We start from the raw sequence: 23,638 nt of genomic DNA on the forward strand, positions 1-23,638 counted from the left end.
AAACACAAAGGCCGGGCCCATCGCCCGGCCTTTTTTGTGCGCCTTAAACGGCCAAGAATTTGAAGATCATCTCCGGGCTTTGATCCTCCTGAAAAGGCGCTCCAGGCCAATCGCCGCAGAGCTGTACAAGCTGAAACCCTGCCGCCTCCGCACCCGACAGAATCTCCTGCTCACTCGCAAAGCGCAGGGTGGATACCGAGCGTTTCTCAACGTTGTCAGGCCAGAAATGATAGCGCTCCTCAAAGGTCACATAAGACGCGCGATGCGTGATCACTTCGTGGGTGACCGCAACGCTTTGCCCTGCCCCAAGATCAACAGGCGGCCCGGCATGATCTGGCATCCACCTGTCCCACGCGCGGGCCTTGGGGTTACGGCTTTCAAACATCAGAACACCCTTTTCGACAAGATGGCTGCGTGAAACCTCAAAAAATTGTCGCATATCCTCATCAGACAGCAGGCATTGGAAGGCGTGCCCGGTCATCACGGCAGCGTCAAAGCCCAGATCCGACGGCAATCCCGTCACCGCGCCATGATGCCAGGCCACAAGCGCAGCATCAGGCCGCTTTTGTGCATAGTCGACCATGTCCACTGCGGGATCACAGGCGGTCACGTGATAGCCTTGCCGCGCAAGATCCACGGCAAAGCGACCAGTTCCACAGCCAATATCAAGCACCTGACTGGGGGGTGCAGGCAACTGGCGCTGATAGAAATCAAAATCATCGCGGCTTGCGTTGAGCGCGTCGTAGACAGCGACTAGACGCTGATCTTCATAGAGTGCGTCCTGCAGAGGCTCAGTCATAGGTCGACACCTCAATCAGGTTTTGGTCGGGGTCGCGGAAATAGACAGAGGTGATTGGCCCCGTCGCGCCGGTGCGGGCCACGGGGCCCTGTTCTATCGCAACCTTCTGTGCCTCAAGATGCGCAACAGTCTCGCTGAGGGGCGTTGTGGCAATCAAGCAGAGGTCCGCAGATCCCGGCGTTGGATGCAGAGCCTTGGGTTCAAACTCCCGCCCCGCCTCATGCAGGTTGATCTTTTGCTGCCCAAAGGCAAGCGCCACACGCCCTGCTCCAAAGGTCACCGCCTCCATCCCCAGAACGCGCTTATAAAACGCCACTGTCGCGTCAATCCGCGCCACGGTCAGGACCAAATGGTCCAAGCGGTCAATCTGGATCATGGTCAGCCTTTCTGTATGTATGGCCTTGTCCAGAACGAGACTATCATTTCACCAAGTTTTTAGAATAGGCGCCTGATTTTCGGCTGACCTGTCGCAGGGGCGCGCTAGTGTGAGGGCATGATGTTTGACCTCCCTTCTCACGACGCGCTTTACGCGGCGCTCCTTGCACGTGATCCGGCCTATGATGGGCGCGCCTATGTCTGTGTCGGCACCACCGGCATTTTCTGCCGCCTCACCTGCCCGGCCCGCAAACCCAAATCGGAAAACTGCACCTTTGTTGCAACCATCGGGGACTGTATCGAAGGCGGCTATCGTGCCTGCAAACGCTGCCATCCTTTGGCCCCTGCTGCAGATGCAGACCCCGCGATTGCCGCACTGCTGCGCGCACTCGATGAGCGGCCCGACATCCGCTGGTCAGAGCGCCACATCACCCAAATGGGGTTTGATCTGTCCACCGTGCGCCGCTCATTTAAACGCCAGTTTGGCATGACATTTCTGGAAATGGCCCGCCAGCGCCGCCTGCGCGAGGGTTTTGAAGTGCTGCGCCAAGGCGAACGCGTGATCGACGCCCAGCACAGCGCCAGCTTTGAAAGTGCCTCCGCCTTTCGCACAGCCTTTGCCCGCCTTCTGGGGTGTGCGCCCAATGCGCTGAAAAAAGGTGGGCTGTTGCGGGCGGATTGGTTCAACACGCCACTGGGCGATATGATTGCGGTGTCCAGCGCCTCTCACCTGCATCTGCTGGAGTTTGTCGAACGCAAAGCGCTGCCGCGTGAACTGACACGCCTGCGTGATTTCGCCAAAGGCGATCTGGGCTTTGGCCGCTATGCGCCTACCGATCAGGTGGAGGGCGAACTGGCGGCGTTCTTTGCAGGCACGCGCGCGAGGTTTGAGACACCTATGGCCTTTCATGGCAGCGCCTTCACCAAAGAGGTCTGGCACGCGCTTTGTGCCATTCCGGCAGGGGAGACCCGCACCTATGCGCAACTTGCAAACGCCATTGACCGACCAACCGCCACCCGCGCTGCCGCCCGCGCCAATGGCGCGAACCAGCTTGCCATTCTGGTGCCCTGCCACCGTATTCTGGGCGCGGATGGCGCGCTCACCGGCTATGGCGGCGGGCTGTGGCGCAAACAGAAATTGATCGAAATCGAACAACAGTATCAACCGATGAGGATGGACGGATGACACAAACAGACCGCGCAAACGCTTTCGCCGCGCTGCACCAATCGGGCAATCCGCTTGTGCTTTATAACATCTGGGATGCAGGCAGCGCCGCTGCGGTGGCCAAGGCCGGTGCGGCCGCTCTGGCCACCGGCAGCTGGTCTGTGGCTGCTGCGCAAGGCTATGACGATGGCGAAGCCCTGCCCATGGAGGTCCTGCTTCAGATCGCCGGGCGCATCAGCGCCACCAATGATCTTCCCTTAAGCGTCGATTTTGAAGGCGGCTATGCCACCGATCCAGAAGACCTGTCGCTGCACATCAAACGGCTGCTCGCCACCGGTGCGGTGGGGCTCAACTTTGAGGACCGCGTGGTGGGCGGCAAAGGGCTGCATGACGTGGACACACAGGTGGCGCGCATCAAGGCGATCCGGACCACCGCTGAGGACACTGGCATCCCGCTCTATATCAACGCGCGCACAGACGTGTTTTTGCAGTCCAAACCCGAGCAGCACGCAGAGCTGATGGACGAGGCCCTGACCCGCGCGGCGGCCTACACCGAGGCCGGCGCAAGCGGCATCTTTGTGCCCGGTCTGGCCGAACCAGAGCTGATCCGCGAGGTCTGTGACAAAGTGCGTCTGCCGGTGAATGCCATGTGCCTGGACACAGCCGCCGATGTCACACCCCTGGCCGCACTTGGGGTGGCACGCATCAGCTTTGGCCCTGCCCCCTATCGCACCGCGATGAAAACCCTCACCGCACAGGCGGCACGGCTTTACAGCTGAGGGAGCGATTGAAACCAGCGCCAGCTGTCAGCCGCGATCTGATCTCCGATGTCGTAAATCCAATGGGTGTGCGCCGGAATAATGATCAGATCATTGTCATGACCGCGGCGCGCCATTTCTTCGCCAGTGGCCCGAATGGCGCTGCGCTCAAACCCGCGTTCGTGCTGTCCAATATAGGCGCGATACGGTTTCGGGATGGCCGGGGTGACCAAATAATCGGCGGGCATGAAGCCCCCATGCAAAACCGCCGCCTTCCACGGGCCCTGAGTCGTGTTGAGCAACACATGTGCGTAGACGGCCCCTGCTGAATGCCCGAAGAGGTAAATCTGGTCCTGATCGATGGGGTGAATTTCCGAGACTTCGCTGATGATCCTGTTCACAAATTGCGGGGACGGATCCGAATAGGGCCAAGACCCACTTGGTGCTGTTGGCGCAATGATGGCGATGTTTTCGCGCCGGGCGGTGTCCAGCCAGAGCTCGATCAACGACAACCCTTCCCGGTCGCGCCCGTGAAACAACACCACCAAAGGCACCTTTTCATCGGTCTCTGGCACAAAGTAATGCCAAGTCACCGGCTGCGTTCCGTCTAAGGTCTTCTGTGCCGTGGCCGCCGCACGTGTCGCCTCGGCAACTTCAAACTCATAGGTTTTCAAGTGACGCACATAAAAGGCTGTGCTGCTCACCATCTCGAAGGTTCCGGGCGCGTCCGCCAAATCTAAAGTGGGCATTGCAGCCTCTGCGTTGCGGATTTGGGCGCTATGGGCGTGCCACGCAAACAGCCCCGCAATGATGACCCCTACAATGGCCAATCCGCGTATCAGAACCAACATCATCTCTACCTTTATCCGCGACTCGTTCATGGCGTAAATTCACACACGTAAAAGGCGATTTGATGGCGTGCTTACGTTCAAAAAGAAAACCCCGCCATCGCTGGCGGGGTTTCCAAATTCATAGTCGAAAGATCGGTTGATCTTACTCGTCGCCGGACTTCAGCGCTGCGCCGAGGATATCGCCGAGGGACGCGCCGGAGTCGGAAGAACCGTACTGTTCCACGGCTTCTTTCTCTTCTGCGATCTCGCGTGCTTTGATCGACAGACCCAGACGACGGGTCTTGCTGTCGATGTTGGTGACGCGCACGTCGATCTTGTCGCCGACGGAGAAACGCTCTGGGCGCTGATCCGCACGGTCACGGGACAGGTCGGAGCGGCGGATGAAGGACTTCATGCCTTCGTATTCCACTTCAACGCCACCGTCTTCGATCGCGGTCACTTCAACAGTCACGATGGAGCCGCGCTTCACGCCGCCAACCGCATCTGCGAATTTGTCACCACCGAGGGCCTTGATGGACAGGGAGATACGCTCTTTTTCAACGTCCACTTCGGAGACAACGGCCGAAACCATGTCGCCTTTGCGGTAGTTCTGGATCGCATCTTCGCCACGCTCGTCCCATGACAGGTCGGAGAGGTGAACCATGCCGTCGATCTCGCCTGGCAGGCCGATGAACAGACCGAATTCGGTGATGTTCTTGACTTCGCCTTCGACCTCGGTGCCCTCTGGATGTGTTTCTGCAAACACTTCCCATGGGTTGCGCATGGTCTGCTTGAGACCCAGAGACACGCGGCGCTTGGCACCGTCGATCTCCAGCACCATGACGTCCACTTCCTGAGAGGTGGAAACGATCTTGCCGGGGTGCACGTTTTTCTTGGTCCAAGACATCTCGGATACGTGGACCAGACCTTCAACGCCCGCTTCCAGCTCAACAAAGGCACCGTAATCGGTGATGTTGGTCACGCGGCCTTTGTGCACGGACTCCAGTGGGTACTTCGCAGCAACCAGATCCCATGGATCGTCTTGCAGCTGCTTCATGCCCAGGCTGATGCGGTGGGTTTCTTTGTTGATCTTGATGACCTGAACCTTAACGGTTTCGCCGATCGTCAGGATCTCAGATGGGTGGTTCACACGGCGCCATGCCATGTCGGTGACGTGCAGCAGGCCGTCAACGCCGCCGAGGTCAACAAATGCACCGTATTCGGTGATGTTCTTGACCACACCGTCCACTGCCTGGCCTTCGGACAGGTTGCCGATAACTTCGGCGCGCTGCTCGGCGCGGGACTCTTCGAGGATCGCACGACGGGACACAACGATGTTGCCACGGCGACGGTCCATTTTCAGAATCTGGAACGGCTGCTTCAGACCCATCAGAGGGCCGGCGTCACGTACGGGGCGTACGTCAACCTGGGAACCTGGCAGGAAGGCCACGGCGCCGCCGAGGTCAACCGTGAAACCGCCTTTGACGCGGCCGAAGATCGCGCCTTCAACGCGTGCATCGTCTGCGTAGGCTTTCTCAAGGCGATCCCATGCTTCTTCGCGGCGTGCCATCTCGCGGGAGATAACAGCTTCGCCACGGGCGTTTTCAGCCGCGCGCAGGTACACTTCCACTTCGTCGCCAACAGCGATTTCAGGAGCTTCACCAGGGTTTGCGAATTCTTTAAGCTCAACGCGGCCTTCCATTTTGTAGCCGACGTCGATGATGGCTTGGCCCGCTTCGATTGCGATGACTTTGCCTTTGACAACCGAACCCTCGTTCGGGGTGTCCATTTCGAAGCTTTCATTAAGGAGGGCTTCGAATTCCTCCATGGTTGTGTTAGCCATGTGGCACTAACTTCCTTTACAAACGTTTTTTTCTGGCCGTGCGGTTGTCTCCGCCGGTCTTGGTTGGTGTCCGCCTTCTGGCAGAGCAATTTGGTCTTGGGCGCGCCAACAACAAGAAAACACACAAAAAACAAAGAGGGCCGGCACATCCGACCCTGCTCGTCTCATTGTTTTATGGCATTTGCGCCTTATAGACGAGCGCTTCATAGCGCCAAAAACCTATGTGGGCAAGCCGATTCCGCCTGTGACGCGATCTCGGCGCAGTGTCGCCTGTTCCACCGCATTCAGCCGCGCAAGTGCCGCCTGCGGATCCCGCGCCCCCCCCGCTTTCTTCCAGATCCAACTGGCCGAGGCCGGACTCCAGGGCAATGCTGCGCTGCGCAACCACTGGCGCAACTCCGGGGGCAAGGCATCATAGGCCTGCATTGCGCTCCCCTGACGCCGCCGCCCCTTCAGGCTGCTGTTGAGATTTCTACCCATATCGACTCTGCTCTCGTCACAATATTGTTACGTTATTACATACCCTCCACAGCAAATTACAAGGGCCAAAACGCAAAACAGCGGCACCCCGGCAAGGGTGCCGCCGTAACAGAGACATCGCGCCGCTGATCAGCTGATGGTTTTCACCATATCTGCGCGCGACTTGCGCACTTTTTCCATTGGCAACAGCCAGTCGGCGCCTTCCTGACGATAGCCAAGCGGCAGCAGGGTCACCGATTTCAGACCCAAGGCTTTCAGCCCCATGATGTCGTCCACGGCATCCGCATCAAACCCTTCCATGGGGCAGCAATCCACCTCCAGCTCCGCCGCCGCCAGCATGGCAAAGCCCAGGGCGATATAAGCCTGACGCGCCGCATGGTCGTGGTTTACCGCAGCGTCGCGCGGCAGATACGCGCCTTTGAGGTTTTCATAATACTGCGCAATCATCGGATTTTCGCCGCGCAACTCTTCCATGTGGCTGCGCACCGCATCAATGCGCTCGGCTGAATAGTTGTCCCAGGCCGCAAACACGAGCAGATGGCTGCCCTCGGTGATCTGGCTCTGATCCCAACCCACTTTGCGGATCTCTTCGCGCATCGCGTCCTGTGTCACCACAAACACCTCAAAAGGCTGCGTGCCGCTGGAGGTCGGCGCCATGCGGATCGCTTCCAGAATGGCCTCCACCTTCTCCTCTGGCACAGCTTTCGCCGGGTCCATTTTTTTGGTGGCATAGCGCCAGCTCATCAGATCTTTGAGTGCGGTCATTTTGGGTCTTTCTCTGTCTTGCGACACGCCGGAGGTACGAGCCGCAAAGGGTGGTATATTTTCGATACTGGCGATATAGAAAGAACCAGATCTCGCCGCAAGAAGTCACATTTTCAATCCCCGGTCACACCGAGGGAACCACCCCAAAGGAGCCTCACATGCCGGACACGACACCAAAGGCGCAATGCCCAAACTGTCAACGCATCAACGAGGTGCTGAGCCGGGTCGGCGACCGCTGGTCTGTGCTGATTATCATCTCCCTTGGCGAATATGGCATTCTGCGTTTCAATGAACTGAAGCGCAGATTGGGCATTTCGCAACGGATGCTGTCGCTCACGCTGCGCGAGCTGGAGCGTGACGGGCTGGTCAGTCGCACCTATCACCCGACCATCCCACCGAAAGTGGAATATGCCCTCACCGATCTGGGGCATTCGTTTTTGGAGCCTGTGAAAGCCATGGGATATTGGGCGCTGGAAAACCTGCCCACCATTGACGCGGCGCGAGAAACCTATGATCAGGCGGCGGCGCTGAAAGACAGCGCCTGACGCCACTCCAGCATCCCGATTACGCGCGCTGCGCCTCGACCGCCGCGATGGCCGCCTGCACGGCTGCGTCAATCGCCAGCTCAGACGTGTCAATCAGAACGGCATCCTCAGCAGGTTTCAGCGGCGCTTCAGCACGCTCCATATCCCGCGCGTCACGCTCTTTCACATCCGCAAGCACAGCCTCGCGGCTGGTGTCATGGCCTTTGCCGACAAGTTCCAGATAGCGGCGCTCGGCCCGCACCTCAGCACTGGCCGTGACAAACAACTTGGCCTCCGCCTCCGGGCAGATCACCGTGCCAATGTCGCGCCCATCCAGCACCGCGCCACCGGCCCGCCGGGCAAAGGCGCGCTGAAAATCCACCAGCGCGGCACGCACCTCGCCAATCACCGCAACCCGGCTGGCGGCCTGCGCCACCTCAGGCGTGCGCAAATTATCCGCTTCAAGATCTTCAGCCGTCAACGCGCGAGCAGCGTCAATCGGATCGGTGCCGTCCAGCGTGCGCGCGCCCACTGCACGATACAGCAGGCCCGTGTCCAGATGGGCAAAGCCGAAATGCGCCGCAATCGCTTTGGAAATCGTACCTTTGCCCGCCGCCGCAGGCCCGTCAATCGCAATGGTAAATGCCATGTGTTGCCCTTACTGCGCTGTTATTGAGCTGTGCGTGAGATAGACGCGCCAAGCCCCGCCATCAGCGGTTCAAAAATCGGGAAAGATGTGGCAATCGGGCTGCCATCATCCACGCTCACCGGCTTCTGCGAGGCCATGCCCATCACCATGAAGCTCATAGCAATGCGGTGATCAAGGAAGCTCTCACAAGTCGCGCCCCCCGGCACATTGCCGTGACCGCGCCCTTTGACGATCCACCAATCGTCGCCTTCTTCAACCTCAACACCATTGGCGCGCAGCCCCTTGGCCATCGCGTCAATCCGGTCGCTTTCTTTGACGCGCAACTCCTTCACGCCTTTCATGACCGTGTCGCCCTCAGCAAAGGCCGCCACAACCGACAGCACGGGGTATTCATCAATCATGCTGGCCGCGCGCAGCGGATCAATCTCTGCGCCTTTGAGGTTGGGAGAGAAGCGCGCGCGCAGGTCTGCCACAGGCTCCCCGCCCTCTTCACGCTCGTTTTCAAAGGTCAGATCCGCGCCCATGGACTGCAGCGCATAAAACAGCCCCGCGCGGGTTGGGTTCAGACCAATGTTGGGCACCAGCACATCAGAGCCCGGCGTGATGATCGCCGCACAAACCGGGAAAGCAGCAGAGCTTGGATCACGGGGCACCACGATGGTCTGCGGCTTCAGCTCTGGTTGACCGGTCAGGGTGATCACGCGGCCTTCATTGGTTTCTTCCACACTGATCTCTGCGCCAAAGCCCGCCAGCATGCGCTCTGTGTGATCGCGCGTGGCTTCTTTCTCAATCACCACGGTCTGTCCGGGTGCATTGAGCCCAGCGAGCAGCACCGCAGATTTCACCTGCGCCGACGGCATCGGCACCTCATAACGCACCGGCAGAGGATCGCGCGCACCCACAATGGTCATCGGCAGACGCCCACCCGAGCGGCCAACGGACGTGGCGCCAAACAGCGCAATCGGATCGGTCACCCGCGCCATCGGGCGGCCATTCAGGCTTGCGTCGCCGGTGAAGGTCACGGTGATATCGCTGGTGGCCATCGCCCCCATGATCAGGCGCACACCGGTGCCGGAGTTGCCACAGTCAATCACTGTGTCGGGCTCACCAAAGCCGCCCACACCCACGCCATGCACAGACCAATTGCCGCCGCCATGGTTCACCACCTCGGCACCAAAGGCCTGCATGGCTTTGCCGGTGTCCAGCACATCCTCGCCTTCGAGCAGACCACTGATTTTGGTTTCACCCACCGCCATTGCGCCAAGGATCAGACTGCGGTGGCTGATCGACTTGTCGCCGGGCACATGCGCCTCACCAGAAAGCGGGCCGCAGGGGGAAGAAGTCATCGGGATCGGGGTGCCATGGCCGGACATATGCGCGTCATCCTTTGTTCAGTTGCCAAAGCTGTTAGCGCAACAGACGCGCCCCGTAAATGCGCGGCGCTTCCTCTTGCCAAAAATATCCCGGGGGTGAGGCCAGGTTCGCCAGAAACTGGCTGAGGGGGCTGGCCCCCTCACACCTTTCGGAAGGTCAGATAGTGCGGCTTGCGGCCTTCGCGGAAAGCTTTCTGCTCATAGCGCGTGGAAATCCAATCCTCCCACGGCTCCTGCCAATCCGCCGGTCTTTCGGCCAGCCATTCAAAACCATGACGCGGCACCTGTTCCAGCGTCTGGCGCACGTAGTCTTCGATATCCGTCGCCACCCGGAAAATCGCACCGGGCTTGAGCTTGCGTGACAAGGGCTCCAGATGCTCCGGCGTCACAAAGCGGCGGCGGTGGTGGCGTTTCTTGGGCCACGGATCCGGATACAGCAGAAACGCCCGGCTCAGGCAGCCATCCGGCAGCACATCAAACATGTCACGCGCATCGCCGGGATGCACTTTGATGTTGTCTGCCCCGGCCTGCCGGATCTTGCCCAGCAACATGGCAACACCGTTGATGTAAGGCTCACAGCCGATGATGCCCACATCCGGGTTCTGCACCGCCTGATGCACCATATGCTCGCCGCCGCCAAAGCCGACCTCAAGCCAGACATCTTTGTCGCCAAACAGCGCCTTCAGATCAATCTGTTCGCGCTCCGGGTTGTCTTCCCAACTCACCTTGCCCGGTGACAGCGCCGCGAGATCCTCATCCAGATAGGCTTCCTGACTGGGGCGCAGGCCCTTGCCTTTGAACCGGCCATAGAAGTTGCGCCAGGGCGCGCCTGAGGGATGGTTTGTGGGTTTGGTGTCGTCAGACATGGCAGCGTGATCCTCGATCTTTGCGCGCAGCCTTTGCCCAAAGCCGCGCCAAAGGTCAAGTTTTGCCGAAAATCAGGCGCAACACCACAACACCGGGAAGGGTCACCACAAACATGGTGATGCCATAGACCGCCGAGGGCACCGCATATTCCGGAATGCCCGCCGCTGCCGCCACCATGCCTGCCACCGCGATGCCCAATGTGGCGTTCTGAACCGCCATCTCCACCGAAATACACAGCCCATCCGCACCAGACAGGCCGACAAGCCGCGCGACAGCCACGCCCAGCACCAACAGCACCGCATTCAGCCCCATCAGGATCGGCGCAAGTGTGCCCACGTTAGAGATGAACATCGTCCAGTTGGCTGTGAGCGCCGCCGCCACGATGATGACAAACAGCACCAGCGCTACCAGAGAAACCTTGCTTTCAAAGCGATCCGCAAATCCCGGTGCGACAAACCGCAAAAGCACCCCAATCACCACGGGCACCGCCGTGATGACAAACATGTTCATGCCAATCGCGGTGACATTCAGCTCCGGGGCCGCGCTGCCCAGAAAGTGATCGGTGGACCAGCCCACCAACACGGGCACCGTCAAAACAGACAACAGGCTGATCACTGCCGTGAGTGTGATCGACAGAGCCACCGAGCCGCCCGCAAGTTTTGTGAGCATGCTGGATGTCACCCCGCCGGGGCAAAACGCCAGTATCATCACGCCCAGCGCCAATCCCGGCGGCAGATCAGACAGGCTGACCAGCACGAAGGCCACCACAGGCAAGGCAATCACCTGCATCAAGATTCCTGTAATCACCGCACGCGGCAGGCTGAACACGCGGCCAAAATCCGCAAATGTCAGCCCAAATCCCAGCGAAAACATGATTATGGCCAGCGCAAGCGGCAGTGCCACTTCTAAAAGCATCCCGTCGTCCTCCCAGTGTCCCGCTATGACCGTGACACAAAAGTAGAGAAGTCCAAAGGCTTCCTTTGCCGGCCAACGCCTACCAACAAGCGGCAACACAAGAAAAAGGCCCGCCGAAATCTCCGGCGGGCCTTTTCAAATCTCAGGTCACAGCGGTGCTCAGATTGCTTTTTTCAGCTCTTCGACCAGATCGGTGCGCTCCCAGCTGAAGCCGCCATCCGCATCCGGGGTGCGACCAAAGTGGCCATAGGCTGCGGTGCGCTGGTAAATCGGCTTGTTGAGCTGCAGTTTTTCGCGAATGCCGCGTGGGGTCAGGCTCATCACATTGCGGATCGCTTTTTCGATCTCCGCCGGGGCGACCTCACCTGTGCCGAACGTGTCTGCATAGACCGACAGCGGCTCAGACACGCCAATCGCGTAAGACAGCTGAATGGTGCAGCGCTCCGCCATGCCTGCGGCCACCACGTTTTTGGCCAGATAGCGCGCGGCATAGGCTGCGGAGCGGTCCACCTTGGTTGGATCTTTGCCAGAGAACGCGCCGCCACCATGTGGGGCTGCGCCGCCGTAAGTGTCCACAATGATCTTGCGGCCTGTCAGACCTGCGTCCCCATCCGGGCCACCGATCACAAACTTGCCGGTCGGGTTCACGTGCCACGCGGTGGCATCGGTGATCCAGCCCTCAGGCAGCGTTTCGCGGATGTAAGGCTCCACAACGGCGCGCACATCGGCGCTGCTCATGGTCTCATCAAGGTGCTGTGTGGACAGCACGATGGAGCTCACACCCACAGGTTTGCCGCCTTCATAAACCACCGACAGCTGGGATTTCGCATCCGGGCCCAATGTTGGCTCTTGGCCAGATTTGCGTACCTCGGCCAGTCGACGCAGGATCGCGTGTGAATACTGGATCGGGGCGGGCATCAACGCCTCAGTCTCTGTTGTGGCATAGCCAAACATGATGCCCTGATCGCCCGCGCCTTCGTCTTTGTCCGCGGCCGCATCGACGCCCTGCGCGATATGGGCGGATTGCTCGTGCAGCAGGTTGGTGATTTCCACCGTCTCGTGGTGGAACTTTTCCTGCTCATAGCCGATGTCTTTGATACAGGCGCGCGCGATCTCGTCGATCTTGCCCATATAGTCATGCAGCTTGTCCTGATCCGACAGACCAACCTCGCCGCCAATCACCACGCGATTTGTGGTGGCAAAGGTTTCTGCCGCAACGCGGGCCTCTGGTTCTTCTGCCAAAAAGGCATCAAGTACGGCGTCCGAGATACGGTCACAGACCTTGTCTGGGTGGCCTTCCGAAACGCTTTCGGAAGTAAACGTGTAGTTCTGTCGTGTCATGAAGTGCTCCATTGGATAATCGATCGCCACGTCAGGAAGCCGTTGTGACGACAAAGTGTGTTTCGCCCTATCTGAGCGGGCGGGCCGGGTCAATCGCTATTGCGCCTCATCGTTAAGGCCACAGCGCATATCAGCAAGACCACCACAGCAAAGCAGAGCCAATCTCCGGTGCGTGCATAAAGGGTCAGCGCTTGAGGTTTAGGCAAGGCGGCATCCAGATACCCCTCTGTGTTGAGAGGGAGTGACTCCAGCACACGCCCCTGCGCATCAATCACCGCGCTCACGCCTGTGTTGGCAGCGCGCAGCACCGGCAACCCGCTTTCAATCGCCCGCATCCGGGCCTGTGCCAGATGCTGAAACGGGCCAGAGAAACTGCCAAACCAGGCATCATTGGTCAGATGCAGGATGAAATCCGGCCGCGCGGGCGCGCCAAACACATCCTGCGGAAAAACCGCCTCATAACAGATCAGCATCAGGGCTTTGCCCAGCGCCCCAAGATCCATCAGCGCAGGCCCCGGCCCCGGCGAGAACCCTTCGCCATTCTGGCTCGCAAAGCCCGCGATCCCAACGCGCGACAACAAATTGCCCAGCGGGATGTACTCGCCAAAAGGCACGAGATGGTGTTTGTCATAGGTCGCAGCCACAGTGCCACTGGCGTCGAGCAGCACCGCCGCGTTGTGAATGCGCAGCCCTTCAAACCGGTTGATCCCCAAAACCACGGGCACACCCGCCGCAGAGCGGTTGATGATTTGAAGCGTTTCTTCGGCGTAATTCAAAAGTACCGGCACCGCAGTTTCTGGCCAGACAATCAGATCCGGTCGCACGTCACCCGCCGCTGAGGCCCGCACCAGCCGCTCAAAGAAAATGCCGGTATACTCAGGATCCCATTTCTGATGTTGCGGGGCATTGGGCTGCACCAGCCGCACCACCGGACGATCATCCGTTGCGATCGGCTCTGGTGTCGGCATCGGCCCTGCCAGCGCAACCGCACCGGCGATGCCCAACGGGGCCAACAGGCGCCGCCCGCGTTTGGCAACCAAAGACAGCCCCAGCGCAAGACCGACCGCAAACAGCAGCAGGTTCAGCCCATGTGGCCCCACAAACGCCGCGCCCTGCCCGGCGATCCGATCCACCAGCACATAGGAGGGCATGCCCCAGGGAAAACCAGACAGCACATAGGCGCGCGCAAGCTCTGCCCCCGTCAGCGTCAGCACAACAGGCCAGCCGCTGAGATGCAGCCGTTTCGCCCCCCAGAAAGCCGCCATCCAAAACAGCGCCAGCCCCACCGCCATAAAGACAATGGCAAAGGGCGCCATCCAGCCATGACGCAGCGGATCCACAAAGAAAGGCTCCACAATCCAATGCAGCGACATGGCAAAATAGCCGGTGCCAAATCCCAGGCCCAACCACGCACTTTCGCGCCCACGCTGCACCTCATGCAGCAGATAAAACACCGCCGCAAAGCTCAGAAGCGTCGCCCACCAGAGATCAAATGGCGGATGGCCCAGCCCCGCCATGCTGCCCAGCAACGCGCCGCCAGCGGCAATGCGGAAAGGCACAGTACGCCAGCCGCGCCGCCCTTCCGACGATTGGGTGTCAGCCATCCTGCACAACCACCGAGGGGCTGGGCACAAAGACACGCAGGCGTTTGATGCGGCGTGGATCGGCATCCACCACCTCAAATTCCACGCCATCCGGGCTTTCCACCACTTCCCCCCGTGCGGGCACATGGCCGCTCAGCATAAAGACCAGCCCGCCAAGCGTGTCGATCTCCTCGCGGTCCACCTCTTCGTGATGGGTCAGCGAGCGGCCAATGGCGGCCTCAAAATCCTCCAGCGGGGTTTTGGACAAGGCGAGGTAGCAGCCGGGCTTTTCCTCAACAAACAGATCCGCCTCTTCAACGTCATGCTCATCGGCGATGTCGCCGATCACCTGTTCGATCAGATCCTCAATGGTCACCAGACCATCGACACCGCCATATTCATCAATCACCAGCGCCATATGCCGCCGCTCGGTCTGCATCTTGGTGAGCAGCACGCCAATGGTCATGGAGGGGGGCACAAACAACAGCGGGCGCAGCACTTTGGAGACATCAAAATCCGCATCGCCATTGCCGTTAAAGCCATGGCGCAGCGCAAAATCTTTCAGGTGGACAAAGCCGACCGGCGTATCCAGCGTGTTGTCATAGACCGGCAGACGGGTCATGCCACTGTCGCGAAACAGCTGCACCAGCTCTGTTTTCGTGATGGTGTTGGGCACCGCGATAATATCAGCCTTGGGAACCGCCACATCCTCAACGCGCATGCGGCGCAGGTTGACCATACCATGGACCTGACCCGCCGGGGCGGAGGGGGCGACCGCGCGCGTTGCGCCCGGCTGCACGGTGTCTTTGGAGCCCAAAAGGCGGCTCAACCAGCCTTTTGATGCGTTTTTCTTGCCTTCCGGCTGCGCGCGGAGCGCTGCGTTAGAAGACCCGTCTGTACTGTCGCCCATCTGTCCTTTCCGATGATCGGTGTCATTGGTCTGTTATGCGAGGCTGTCGCGCCCCTTAGTTGTCGTCATATGGGTCTGGCAGACCCAGTTTGCCAAGTATGGCCACCTCGTGACCTTCCATCAAAGTGGCATCTTTGTCACGGATATGATCATACCCCAAAAGATGTAACACGCCATGAACAACAAGATGCGTGCAATGATCCGTCAGCGATTTACCTGCCGCCTCCGCCTCTCTGAGGCAGGTGTCATAGGAAATCGCGATGTCCCCCAGCTCTTCCGGCAGGCCCATCATCGACGGCTCTGGCGCATCGGGCGTGCCCCCATCTTCCTCTGCACCACGCTCTTCGCTGGGCCAGCTCAACACATTGGTGGCTTTGTCCTTGTCGCGAAAGTCGGCGTTCAGCACGGCAATCCGCGCATCATCACAGGCCAGCACCGCGATCTCGAAATCTGCTGCGGTGAGCGCGAGATGCGCCAAAGTGGCTTGGGCTGCGGTTTCCGCGAGGGTTTCAAAATCGAGGCTCTCCCAGCGCGGGTCTTCGACAATGACGTCGGTCAGCATGGCGCAGTTGCACGGGGGCTGACGGCCCCCGGACCCCCGTGGATATTTGAAGAATGAAAAAGGCTCATGCTTTTTTCTCTTTCTCCGCAAGGGCGCGCACCGCATCGGCATCATAGGCTTTGATGATCGCCGCCACCAACGGATGGCGCACCACATCCTCGGCAGTGAAATAGTTGAAACTGATGTTGGGAATGCCCTTGAGCAGGCGCTCCGCATCTTTCAGGCCCGAGGGCACGCCACGCGGCAAATCGATCTGGCTGCGGTCGCCGGTGATCACCATGCGCGAGCCTTCGCCCAGACGGGTCAGGAACATTTTCATCTGCATGGTGGTGGCGTTCTGGGCCTCATCCAACACCACAAAGGCATTGGCAAGCGTGCGCCCGCGCATAAACGCCAATGGCGCGATCTCGATCTTCTTCTCCTCGATCAGCTTGGCCAGCTGTTTGCCGGGCAAGAAATCATTCAGCGCATCATAAAGCGGCTGCATGTAGGGATCGACCTTGTCCTTCATGTCGCCGGGCAGATAGCCAAGCTTTTCACCCGCTTCCACCGCAGGACGCGACAGAATGATCCGGTCCACCTGACCGGAGATGAACATGCTCACGCCCACAGCCACGGCGAGATAGGTCTTACCCGTACCCGCAGGACCAATGCCGAAGGCCAGCTCATTGTTAAACAGCGACAAAACATAGGCTTTTTGCGCGTCTGTGCGCGGCTCAATCAGCTTTTTGCGGGTCTTGATCTCAACCGGGCCGCCCTTGAACATCTCCAGCTGGTCGCCCTCACGTGCGCCGGTCTCTGCCTCTGAGGGTCCCATGCGGATCTCGCGATCAATATCTCCGGGATCGACGGATTTGCCACTCTCCAGCCGTGTGTAAAGTCCAGTCAGCACCTCAACAGCCTCTGCCTGTGCAGGCTCTTCGCCGTGAATATCAAGCTGGTTGCCCCGGCGCAGGATCTGGACGCCAAGCTTCTGCTCTATATCTGCGAGATTGCGATCGTATTCGCCGCAAAGTTCGATCAGCAAACGGTTGTCTGGGAACTCGACCGACGCTGGTTTGGGCGCGGTGGTGGCGGGCGGTTGGGACGTTGTGCCGGTGGGCAATCACTTCTCCTGTAGCGAAGGGTCTGTGCCTATCGTGCCAAGTTGGGCCGCCACGTGCAAGCGCACGCCAGTGAATTTTCCATGACGCCTGCAAATTTCATCACAGGCGCACAAAAGAAAAACGCCGCCAGCACAGGGCTGACGGCGCGCATTTGTGATGATCTGAATCTGATCAGATCCAATCGCCGAACTTGGAACCTTCTTTGTAAGGCCCTGTCGCCACGCCGGAAGGGGCCGCACCGGAGCAGACCGGCTTGCCATAGGGATCCAGACGCTGAGACAGATAACCCTCTACACCGTCATCAATGATCCAGTGGTCACACCCATTTGGATCGACCCAGACCCCGGCAACAAGGTTGCTCAGGTGGCCAGAGTCGCGGCCATTGTCCACAGTCTTGTCAATTTTTGGCTCCACACAGGCAGACACGCTCGCGGCCAGCCCAAGAAGAAGAACACCTTTGATCCGTTTCATGCTCGCTCCCCTTCAGCGCAGGCAGATGATTTCAACGCGACGGTTTTCCGCCATGCCCGCTGACGTGCGGTTGGTGGCGCGTGGCATACGCTCGCCGTAGCCGCGCACATCCGCAACCCGCGCACCGCTCTGACGGGCAACTTTCGCCACCGCGTTGGCACGGTTGTAGCTCAGGCGCATGTTGTAGCTGTCGCTGGCGCGGCTGTCCGTGTGGCCCAAGATGATAAAGGCAGAGGCGTTTGCGCTTTTGAAAAACTCCGCCAGTTTCTGGCGGTTGGCCGTGTTGATGTAATGTTTGTCCGTGGCAAAGAACTGGTCAGAGTTCATCACGCCACAGATATTGCCCCGGCGGCAGACCGGAATACCCTGGCGGTTGACGTGTGGGGTCATGTAGCCTTCCACGCCATCGTCCATCACCCAGTGCTCACAGCCATCCGGATCCACCCAGACAGTTGGCACATAGCGCTGACCAAGCACCGTGCGCTGGTTCTGCGCGAGGGCGGGTTCGGCAATGGACATAAGCGCAACACAGGCAGCTGCTGCACTCCCCCAAATCGCCCGCATTTTATTTTTGGAATTTTTCGCCACAGCGATACCCTCTCCATATCCCCCGAAAGCTTCGTTCAATCGAAACACGTTCTAAATCAAGGCTTTCAACATTGTCTTAAAATGCAGTGAAAAGCGCATTAAGTGAAGAAGAAATGCAAAGTTCTCGCGGCTGGCACATAAAAATATGGTCATAATGTGACAAAGGCGCTCCCATCAAAATGGAGCGCCGTCATCAATTTTTGGCTGTACCCGACAATGTTTCCGCAGCGCGATCAATCGCCGATCAGCACTCCCCCCAGGGAGTTGGTGCTGCTCTCCACGATTCTCACGCGTTTGATCTCGCCGATTTGCCCTTTGGGATCATGCACATAAACCGCATGCAGATAATCGGACTTGCCCACCATCTGCCCATCCAGACGCCCCGGCTTTTCATAAAGCACGCTCACCTCGCGCCCGACCATGCTGTCCTGAATTTCGCGTTGCTGCGTGCTGAGCAACGCCTGAAGACGTTGCAGACGGTCGCTGGATTCTGCCTCATCCACCAGCGGACGCTCCGCCGCAGGCGTGCCGGGACGGGTGGAATATTTGAAGCTGTAGGCCTGCCCGTAGCGGACCTCTTCAATCAGATCCATCGTGTCCTGGAAATCCTGTTCGGTCTCTTCTGGGAAGCCGACGATGAAATCACCAGACAGCAGCATATCCGGCCGCGCGGCACGGATACGCTCGATGAGCTTGATATAGCTGTCGCGGTCATGGCTGCGGTTCATGCGTTTCAGGATCTTGTTGGAGCCGGACTGCACCGGCAGGTGCAGATAGGGCATCAGCTTTTCGCAGGTGCCATGGGCCTCGATCAGATCGTCCATCATGTCGTTGGGGTGGCTGGTGGTGAAGCGAATACGCTCCAGCCCATCGATCTTGTCGAGCTCCCAGATCAGCCCCGCCAAGGTCATATCTCCCGCGCCATGCAGACCATGATAGGCGTTCACGTTCTGGCCCAGAAGGGTGATTTCACGCACGCCGCGCTCCACCAGATCCCGCGCTTCGGTCAGCACGCGATCCACCGGGCGGCTCACCTCGGCGCCACGGGTGTAGGGCACAACACAGAAGGCACAGAATTTGTCACAGCCTTCCTGTACGGTCAGAAACGCAGTGGGCGCGCGCTTGGCTTTAGGGCGACGCTTGAGCTTTTCAAATTTGTCTTCTTCCGGGAAATCCGTGTCGAGCGCCTTCACACCCTCCTGGGTTTTGGCCTCCATCTCCGGCAGACGGTGATAGGCCTGCGGCCCCACAACCAGATCCACCAGCGGCTGGCGGCGCATGATTTCTTCGCCCTCAGCCTGCGCCACGCACCCCGCCACACCGATCTTCAGGTTTGGCTTTTCCGCCTTCAGCCCCTTGAAACGCCCGAGTTCGGAATAAACTTTCTCCGCCGCTTTCTCCCGGATGTGACAGGTGTTGAGCAGGATCATATCCGCGTCATCTGCGTTGTCCGTCGTCTCGTAACCAGCGCCCCCCATGGCCTCTGCCATGCGCTCGCTGTCGTAGACATTCATCTGACACCCGTAGGTCTTGATGAAGAGCTTCTTTTTATCAGCTGCAGTGTTTTCGGCCATGGCACTCATCCTGTCGCGTCTCGCGGTTTCAAGGCGCGTCTCTACATCAAAAAGAGGGGTGCTTGCAATGCAGAGGGTTTTGGCAGATTTTAACACAACCAAGCGCATGAAAGAACGCGCAAAAACGCATGTGGGGCAGTGCATGACATACGACTCGCTGGAGCAATTCCTGCAAACCGGTCAGGACCACCTTGCCAAAGGCCCGGTCGCCCTGATTTTTGCCGAAGATGATGTGGAGCTTGCCAGCACGCTGCGCCACCACCTGTCGCTGGGCTTTCAATCTGTCATCGCCTTTATGCCGCACAGCTTCAAACTGCCCGCAGATCTGACAGAGCGCTGCCAGCGTGTGACCATGGAGCGGGCCAATGGCCAACCCATGCGCGATGCGGTGAACGCCATCACCAAAGCCGCACCTGACATCTGGCTCTACTACTGCTTCAACGCGGAGTATCTGTTTTATCCGTTTTGTGAAACGCGCAGCATTGGCGAGATGCTCGCCTTTCACTCTGAGGAGCGCCGCGATGCGATGCTCACTTATGTGATTGATCTCTATGCGGCAGATCTCGCGCAAAACCCGAATGCCGTGTCACTTGATACCGCACAGCTCGACCGCTCCGGCTACTACGCGCTGGCGCGGCCTGACGCGGAGAACCACGATCACCCCAAAGAGCGGCAGCTGGATTTCTTTGGCGGCCTGCGCTGGCGGTTTGAGGAGCACATCCCCTCCAACCGACGCAAGATCGACCGGATCTCGATTTTCCGCAGCAAACCCGGCCTGATCCTCAATGAGGATTTCACCTTCAACGATCAGGAATACAACACCTACGCCTGCCCCTGGCACAACAACCTGACCGCGGCGGTGTGCTCCTTCCGCACGGCCAAAGCGCTGAAATCCAATCCGGGCTCGACCTTCGACATTCAGCAATTCAACTGGCACAACTCCGTGCGCTTTGAATGGCACTCCCGCCAATTGCTCGACCTTGGCCTGATGGAGCCGGGGCAGTGGTTCTAGCATGGCGGTTCTGACAGGCGGTGCTCACTAGCATGGCAACCGTTTGGTTCTTGGCTTTCGTCGCGCTTGCGTGTTGCGCAACGTGGTGGGGCACCATGGCGGTCTCGCTCTACAGAGCCATGAAAGCGCGGGGCACCACAACGACGCGCAGCCTCTACATACCGCTGGCACAGATCTCTGTGCTTTTTGTTCTGGGCGCGCTTTACCTCTCGCTGATCCCGCCCATTTTGGCAGTCACCTTTCCTCCGGTCTTCCTGCTGTATCTCATCTCCCTCTCCAGATACGCCTACCTCATGCCAGAGCTGTTTTTCCCAAGCTTGGCGCTGCCGCTTATCATGAGCGCAAGTCTGTTTGCTCTGTTGCAACTGGCAAAACCGCCACGCAGTCGCATGTGGCGCGCGCTGGTGCATCCCGTGATTGTCTTGGTGAGCGTGGCCCTCAGCCTGAAAACAACAGAATTCATCGCCCAGATGCGGATTGAGTCCGCAGGCAAACGCCAAGACGCCATCTGCGTCTCATCGTTCAATCTGCAAAGAGCCTTAGCGCATCATGCCAAGGACTTTCGCTCCCCGCATGCCTTAGCCGTGATTGATGGCCACGTGCATGAATACAGCTTTTCAAATGACAGCTTTGGCCCGCCAGTGTTTGAACTGACGGGCACCTCTAAGCCGGAACATTATTGCGGGTAAGCGCCTCATTATTGAAACCAGGCTTACGCGACCCTCCCCAGTCCACGGAAGGCGAAGCCGACCAGCCCCCGACCCTCCCCATGGGAGGGGGCTTCACCCCCACCCAGGGCCGGGGGCTGGCCTATGAAGGTGTTTCCGGCGTGTTGGGCGATGCTCCAGCCCCTCAGAACGCCACCAAAACCGCGCCCTTGCGCCCACCGGCCTCGACCAGATTATGCGCGGCACCTGCCGCGTCCGGGGCAAACACATTGGGGGTCTCAAAGGTCAGCGCGCCCGCCATCAACGCGGCATGCAGACGTGCAATCGCCGCATCCCGCGCCGCTTTGGGCAGGATATAAATCAAGGTGATGTCGAGCTTGAGCGCCTTGAACAGCATGGGGCCAAACGGCATCTCAGGTGTCATGTCCTTGGCAGAGCCATAGGCGGCAATGGTGCCCAACGGCTTCATGACCTCGGCAAGCAGCGCGAGATTGGGCCCTAACTCGACCTCCACCGCACGGTCCACCCCACCACCGCTGACCGCCAGAATGTCCTCCGCTAAGGTCGGGCTTGCGTAGTCAAACACATGTGTCGCCCCTGCCGCTTTCACCCGCGCCATATCGCGTGCGCCACAGGTGGCGATCACCGTCGCCCCGCCCCAGGCCGCAAGCTGCACCGCCAGAAAGCCAACAGAGCCGCCGCCACCGGAAACCAGCACCACCTTACCCGTCACATCCCCGTCGCCAAACACAGTTTGCGCCGCGGTCAGACCGGGAATGCCCAACACAGCCCCCACTTCCAGAGAAACCGTTTCCGGCAGGGTCACGGCCTGATCCGCTGGCAAGACCACATATTCCGCACAGGTGCCAAAGGGGCGCTGCCACTGACCGTTCCAGATCCAGACACGCGCGCCGACGCGCGCCGCATCCACGCCCGCGCCAACCGCCTCAATCACACCGGCACCATCGCTGTGGGGCACGATCACCTCAAACGGCGGTTTGGTCACACCGGGGCGCGTGCCACTGCGTGCCTTTGCGTCCGAGGGATTCGCGCCTGAAAAGGCAACCCGCACCAAAACCTCTCCCGCGGCTGGGGATGGTTTTGGCAATTCCTCCACCTGCAAAACATCCTGCGCTGCGCCAAATTTGCGCCAGGTCACTGCCTTCATCGCGCGCTCCCTCTCTGTTGTTGTAAGGTCATTTTCTGCGCATGCTGACACAGGCAAAGGCCACGCACAATTGCGCGGCCGCCACGTCACAACATGTCAGAAAGTCAGGCGCCGATCAGGTGCGGCGCAGGCGGATCACCACGTCGATCTTGGAAATCTCAGCGCCCTCGGGCGCATCCGGCAAGCGGGCAATCTTCAGCTGCTCAGACGGTGCATCGGTCAACACACGGTCATCTTCCCAGAAGAAATGCGGGTGATCGCCGGTGTTGGTGTCAAAATAGCTTTTGGCGCCATCAACCGTGATTTCCTGCATCAGACCGGCCTCACAAAACGCACGCAGCGTGTTGTAAACCGTCGCCAGCGACACACGATCTCCGGAATCCTGCACAGAGGCATAGAGGCTTTCCGCCGTCACATGGCGGTCATTGCCGTCACCCACCAGCAGCGCCGCCAGCGCCACACGCTGACGCGTCGGGCGCAGCCCACCGGATGCCAGCCACTTGGTGCCGACCTGTACCGGGGTATCTGAGATATGTGCCTGTGTGCCGTCTGTCGTGCTCATGGGTCAAATCCTGATTGTGCGGGTCATGTTTAGCGCATTTTAAAGGGCAGTTTCAATTGAAAATGAGTCGCAAGTGGGAAACAGCCCCTTTCAGACAGCGGGTCTGCCCGAAAGAGGCGCCCCCACAGCCGCCTTGCAGGGGCATGGGCGCAAGTGCTAGAGGGGTCCAAATCAAACGGACTGATAAGGGACCCCAGAATGGCCGACTATCCAACGAGCTTTGACAAAGACGATCTGCTGAAATGCGCGCGCGGCGAGCTCTTTGGTCCCGGCAATGCGCAGCTCCCTGCCCCGCCCATGCTGATGATGGACCGCATTACCGAGGTCTCCAGCGACGGCGGCGCCCATGGCAAAGGCCACATTCTGGCAGAATTCGACATCACGCCTGACCTCTGGTTCTTTGACTGCCACTTCCCCAACAACCCGATCATGCCCGGCTGTCTGGGTCTGGATGGCCTGTGGCAGCTGACCGGCTTCAACCTCGGTTGGCGCGGCTGGACCGGCCGCGGCTACGCGCTGGGTGTGGGCGAAGTGAAACTCAAAGGCATGGTGCGCCCGGACCGCAAGATGCTGACCTATAAGATCGACTTCACCAAAGCCATCCAAACCCGCCGCCTGACCATGGGCGTGGCCGACGGCATCGTCGAAGCCGACGGCGAAGTGATCTATGAGGTCAAAGACATGAAGGTTGCGCTCAGCGAGAGCTGATTTTGGGCGACATGTGAGGAAAAGGAAAAGGCCCCGCGGGGC

Annotated in this window: 26 protein-coding genes and 1 riboswitch; of the genes, 6 read left to right on the forward strand and 20 right to left on the reverse strand. The window is 59.5% G+C overall.

Annotation, left to right across the window (positions count from 1 at the left end; all coding sequences use genetic code 11):
* Positions 1 to 43: 43 nt before the first annotated feature.
* Both J7413_RS17355 and J7413_RS17360 read right to left on the reverse strand, forming a co-directional pair.
* Positions 44 to 799, reverse strand: coding sequence for a class I SAM-dependent methyltransferase (locus tag J7413_RS17355; RefSeq protein ID WP_209100512.1), 756 nt, complete (start codon positions 797 to 799; stop codon positions 44 to 46).
* The gene (locus J7413_RS17360) at positions 792 to 1,175 is read right to left on the reverse strand and encodes a VOC family protein (RefSeq protein WP_209100514.1); all 384 of its coding nucleotides are present in this window, start codon (positions 1,173 to 1,175) and stop codon (positions 792 to 794) included. Before J7413_RS17360 ends, J7413_RS17355 begins: the two co-directional genes overlap by 8 nt.
* A gap of 117 nt (positions 1,176 to 1,292) precedes the next feature.
* On the opposite strand from J7413_RS17360, the gene J7413_RS17365 reads away from it, so the two are divergent.
* Complete coding sequence (locus tag J7413_RS17365) at positions 1,293 to 2,360, forward strand: trifunctional transcriptional activator/DNA repair protein Ada/methylated-DNA--[protein]-cysteine S-methyltransferase (protein ID WP_209100516.1); 1,068 nt, start codon at positions 1,293 to 1,295, stop codon at positions 2,358 to 2,360.
* Positions 2,357 to 3,118: an isocitrate lyase/phosphoenolpyruvate mutase family protein gene (locus J7413_RS17370; protein WP_209100518.1), complete on the forward strand. Its 762-nt coding sequence runs from the start codon at positions 2,357 to 2,359 to the stop codon at positions 3,116 to 3,118. Before J7413_RS17365 ends, J7413_RS17370 begins: the two co-directional genes overlap by 4 nt.
* Here J7413_RS17370 and J7413_RS17375 read toward each other — a convergent pair.
* From J7413_RS17375 to J7413_RS17390, 4 genes are all read right to left on the reverse strand, one after another.
* On the reverse strand, positions 3,109 to 3,978 hold the full coding sequence (locus J7413_RS17375; RefSeq protein ID WP_209100520.1) for a hypothetical protein: 870 nt from the start codon (positions 3,976 to 3,978) through the stop codon (positions 3,109 to 3,111). The two genes, J7413_RS17370 and J7413_RS17375, sit on opposite strands and share 10 nt — an antisense overlap.
* Before the next feature lie 112 nt (positions 3,979 to 4,090).
* Positions 4,091 to 5,770, reverse strand: coding sequence for a 30S ribosomal protein S1 (rpsA, locus tag J7413_RS17380; protein WP_209100522.1), 1,680 nt, complete (start codon positions 5,768 to 5,770; stop codon positions 4,091 to 4,093).
* A 219-nt stretch (positions 5,771 to 5,989) separates the two neighbouring features.
* Positions 5,990 to 6,250, reverse strand: a complete 261-nt coding sequence (locus J7413_RS17385; RefSeq protein WP_209100524.1) for a DUF6525 family protein — start codon at positions 6,248 to 6,250, stop codon at positions 5,990 to 5,992.
* 129 nt (positions 6,251 to 6,379) lie between these two features.
* Positions 6,380 to 7,015 carry an NAD(P)H-dependent oxidoreductase gene (locus J7413_RS17390; protein WP_209100526.1) on the reverse strand — a complete coding sequence of 212 codons (636 nt, stop codon included), beginning with the start codon at positions 7,013 to 7,015 and terminating at the stop codon, positions 6,380 to 6,382.
* Positions 7,016 to 7,173: 158 nt separating this feature from the next.
* On the opposite strand from J7413_RS17390, the gene J7413_RS17395 reads away from it, so the two are divergent.
* Positions 7,174 to 7,560 carry a helix-turn-helix domain-containing protein gene (locus J7413_RS17395; protein WP_209100528.1) on the forward strand — a complete coding sequence of 129 codons (387 nt, stop codon included), beginning with the start codon at positions 7,174 to 7,176 and terminating at the stop codon, positions 7,558 to 7,560.
* 19 nt (positions 7,561 to 7,579) lie between these two features.
* On the opposite strand, the gene cmk is transcribed toward J7413_RS17395, so the two are convergent.
* The 12 genes from cmk to miaB all read right to left on the reverse strand — a co-directional run bounded on the left by cmk (position 7,580) and on the right by miaB (position 19,478).
* Entirely contained in the window at positions 7,580 to 8,188 is a 609-nt protein-coding gene (cmk, locus tag J7413_RS17400) for a (d)CMP kinase (RefSeq protein WP_209100537.1), read from the reverse strand.
* Between the two features lie 20 nt (positions 8,189 to 8,208).
* The gene (aroA, locus tag J7413_RS17405; RefSeq protein WP_209100539.1) at positions 8,209 to 9,561 is read right to left on the reverse strand and encodes a 3-phosphoshikimate 1-carboxyvinyltransferase; all 1,353 of its coding nucleotides are present in this window, start codon (positions 9,559 to 9,561) and stop codon (positions 8,209 to 8,211) included.
* A gap of 140 nt (positions 9,562 to 9,701) precedes the next feature.
* Positions 9,702 to 10,427: a tRNA (guanosine(46)-N7)-methyltransferase TrmB gene (gene trmB, locus J7413_RS17410; RefSeq protein WP_209100541.1), complete on the reverse strand. Its 726-nt coding sequence runs from the start codon at positions 10,425 to 10,427 to the stop codon at positions 9,702 to 9,704.
* Positions 10,428 to 10,482: 55 nt separating this feature from the next.
* On the reverse strand, positions 10,483 to 11,343 hold the full coding sequence (locus J7413_RS17415; RefSeq protein ID WP_209100543.1) for a bile acid:sodium symporter: 861 nt from the start codon (positions 11,341 to 11,343) through the stop codon (positions 10,483 to 10,485).
* Positions 11,344 to 11,502: 159 nt separating this feature from the next.
* Positions 11,503 to 12,684 (reverse strand): methionine adenosyltransferase, encoded by a 1,182-nt coding sequence (gene metK / locus J7413_RS17420; RefSeq protein WP_209100545.1) that lies wholly within the window; start codon positions 12,682 to 12,684, stop codon positions 11,503 to 11,505.
* 4 nt (positions 12,685 to 12,688) lie between these two features.
* Positions 12,689 to 12,738, reverse strand: a riboswitch (SAM-SAH riboswitch).
* Positions 12,739 to 12,773: 35 nt separating this feature from the next.
* Positions 12,774 to 14,288 carry an apolipoprotein N-acyltransferase gene (gene lnt, locus J7413_RS17425; RefSeq protein ID WP_209100547.1) on the reverse strand — a complete coding sequence of 505 codons (1,515 nt, stop codon included), beginning with the start codon at positions 14,286 to 14,288 and terminating at the stop codon, positions 12,774 to 12,776.
* A complete protein-coding gene (locus tag J7413_RS17430) occupies positions 14,281 to 15,177 on the reverse strand; it encodes a hemolysin family protein (RefSeq protein ID WP_209100548.1) in 897 nt (298 codons plus the stop codon). The genes lnt and J7413_RS17430 overlap by 8 nt, the downstream gene beginning before the upstream one ends.
* A gap of 55 nt (positions 15,178 to 15,232) precedes the next feature.
* Positions 15,233 to 15,739, reverse strand: a complete 507-nt coding sequence (gene ybeY, locus J7413_RS17435; protein WP_209100564.1) for an rRNA maturation RNase YbeY — start codon at positions 15,737 to 15,739, stop codon at positions 15,233 to 15,235.
* A gap of 64 nt (positions 15,740 to 15,803) precedes the next feature.
* A complete protein-coding gene (locus J7413_RS17440; protein ID WP_209100566.1) occupies positions 15,804 to 16,844 on the reverse strand; it encodes a PhoH family protein in 1,041 nt (346 codons plus the stop codon).
* 172 nt (positions 16,845 to 17,016) lie between these two features.
* Positions 17,017 to 17,316 carry a hypothetical protein gene (locus J7413_RS17445; RefSeq protein ID WP_209100568.1) on the reverse strand — a complete coding sequence of 100 codons (300 nt, stop codon included), beginning with the start codon at positions 17,314 to 17,316 and terminating at the stop codon, positions 17,017 to 17,019.
* A 12-nt stretch (positions 17,317 to 17,328) separates the two neighbouring features.
* The gene (locus J7413_RS17450) at positions 17,329 to 17,835 is read right to left on the reverse strand and encodes an OmpA family protein (RefSeq protein ID WP_247743599.1); all 507 of its coding nucleotides are present in this window, start codon (positions 17,833 to 17,835) and stop codon (positions 17,329 to 17,331) included.
* Between the two features lie 302 nt (positions 17,836 to 18,137).
* Complete coding sequence (gene miaB, locus J7413_RS17455) at positions 18,138 to 19,478, reverse strand: tRNA (N6-isopentenyl adenosine(37)-C2)-methylthiotransferase MiaB (protein WP_209100569.1); 1,341 nt, start codon at positions 19,476 to 19,478, stop codon at positions 18,138 to 18,140.
* Between the two features lie 142 nt (positions 19,479 to 19,620).
* Between miaB and J7413_RS17460 the strand changes: the two genes are divergently transcribed.
* Positions 19,621 to 20,490: a hypothetical protein gene (locus tag J7413_RS17460; RefSeq protein WP_209100571.1), complete on the forward strand. Its 870-nt coding sequence runs from the start codon at positions 19,621 to 19,623 to the stop codon at positions 20,488 to 20,490.
* 95 nt (positions 20,491 to 20,585) lie between these two features.
* Positions 20,586 to 21,179, forward strand: a complete 594-nt coding sequence (locus J7413_RS17465; RefSeq protein ID WP_209100573.1) for a hypothetical protein — start codon at positions 20,586 to 20,588, stop codon at positions 21,177 to 21,179.
* Positions 21,180 to 21,342: 163 nt separating this feature from the next.
* On the opposite strand, the gene J7413_RS17470 is transcribed toward J7413_RS17465, so the two are convergent.
* A complete protein-coding gene (locus J7413_RS17470) occupies positions 21,343 to 22,326 on the reverse strand; it encodes an NADPH:quinone reductase (protein ID WP_209100574.1) in 984 nt (327 codons plus the stop codon).
* A gap of 115 nt (positions 22,327 to 22,441) precedes the next feature.
* On the reverse strand, positions 22,442 to 22,888 hold the full coding sequence (gene irr, locus J7413_RS17475) for a Fur family transcriptional regulator Irr (protein WP_209100575.1): 447 nt from the start codon (positions 22,886 to 22,888) through the stop codon (positions 22,442 to 22,444).
* A gap of 198 nt (positions 22,889 to 23,086) precedes the next feature.
* On the opposite strand from irr, the gene fabA reads away from it, so the two are divergent.
* Complete coding sequence (fabA, locus tag J7413_RS17480; protein ID WP_209100576.1) at positions 23,087 to 23,596, forward strand: bifunctional 3-hydroxydecanoyl-ACP dehydratase/trans-2-decenoyl-ACP isomerase; 510 nt, start codon at positions 23,087 to 23,089, stop codon at positions 23,594 to 23,596.
* Positions 23,597 to 23,638 lie beyond the last annotated feature (42 nt).

The sequence above is a fragment of the Shimia sp. R10_1 genome (assembly GCF_017744095.1).
Taxonomy (GTDB): Bacteria; Pseudomonadota; Alphaproteobacteria; order Rhodobacterales; family Rhodobacteraceae; genus Shimia.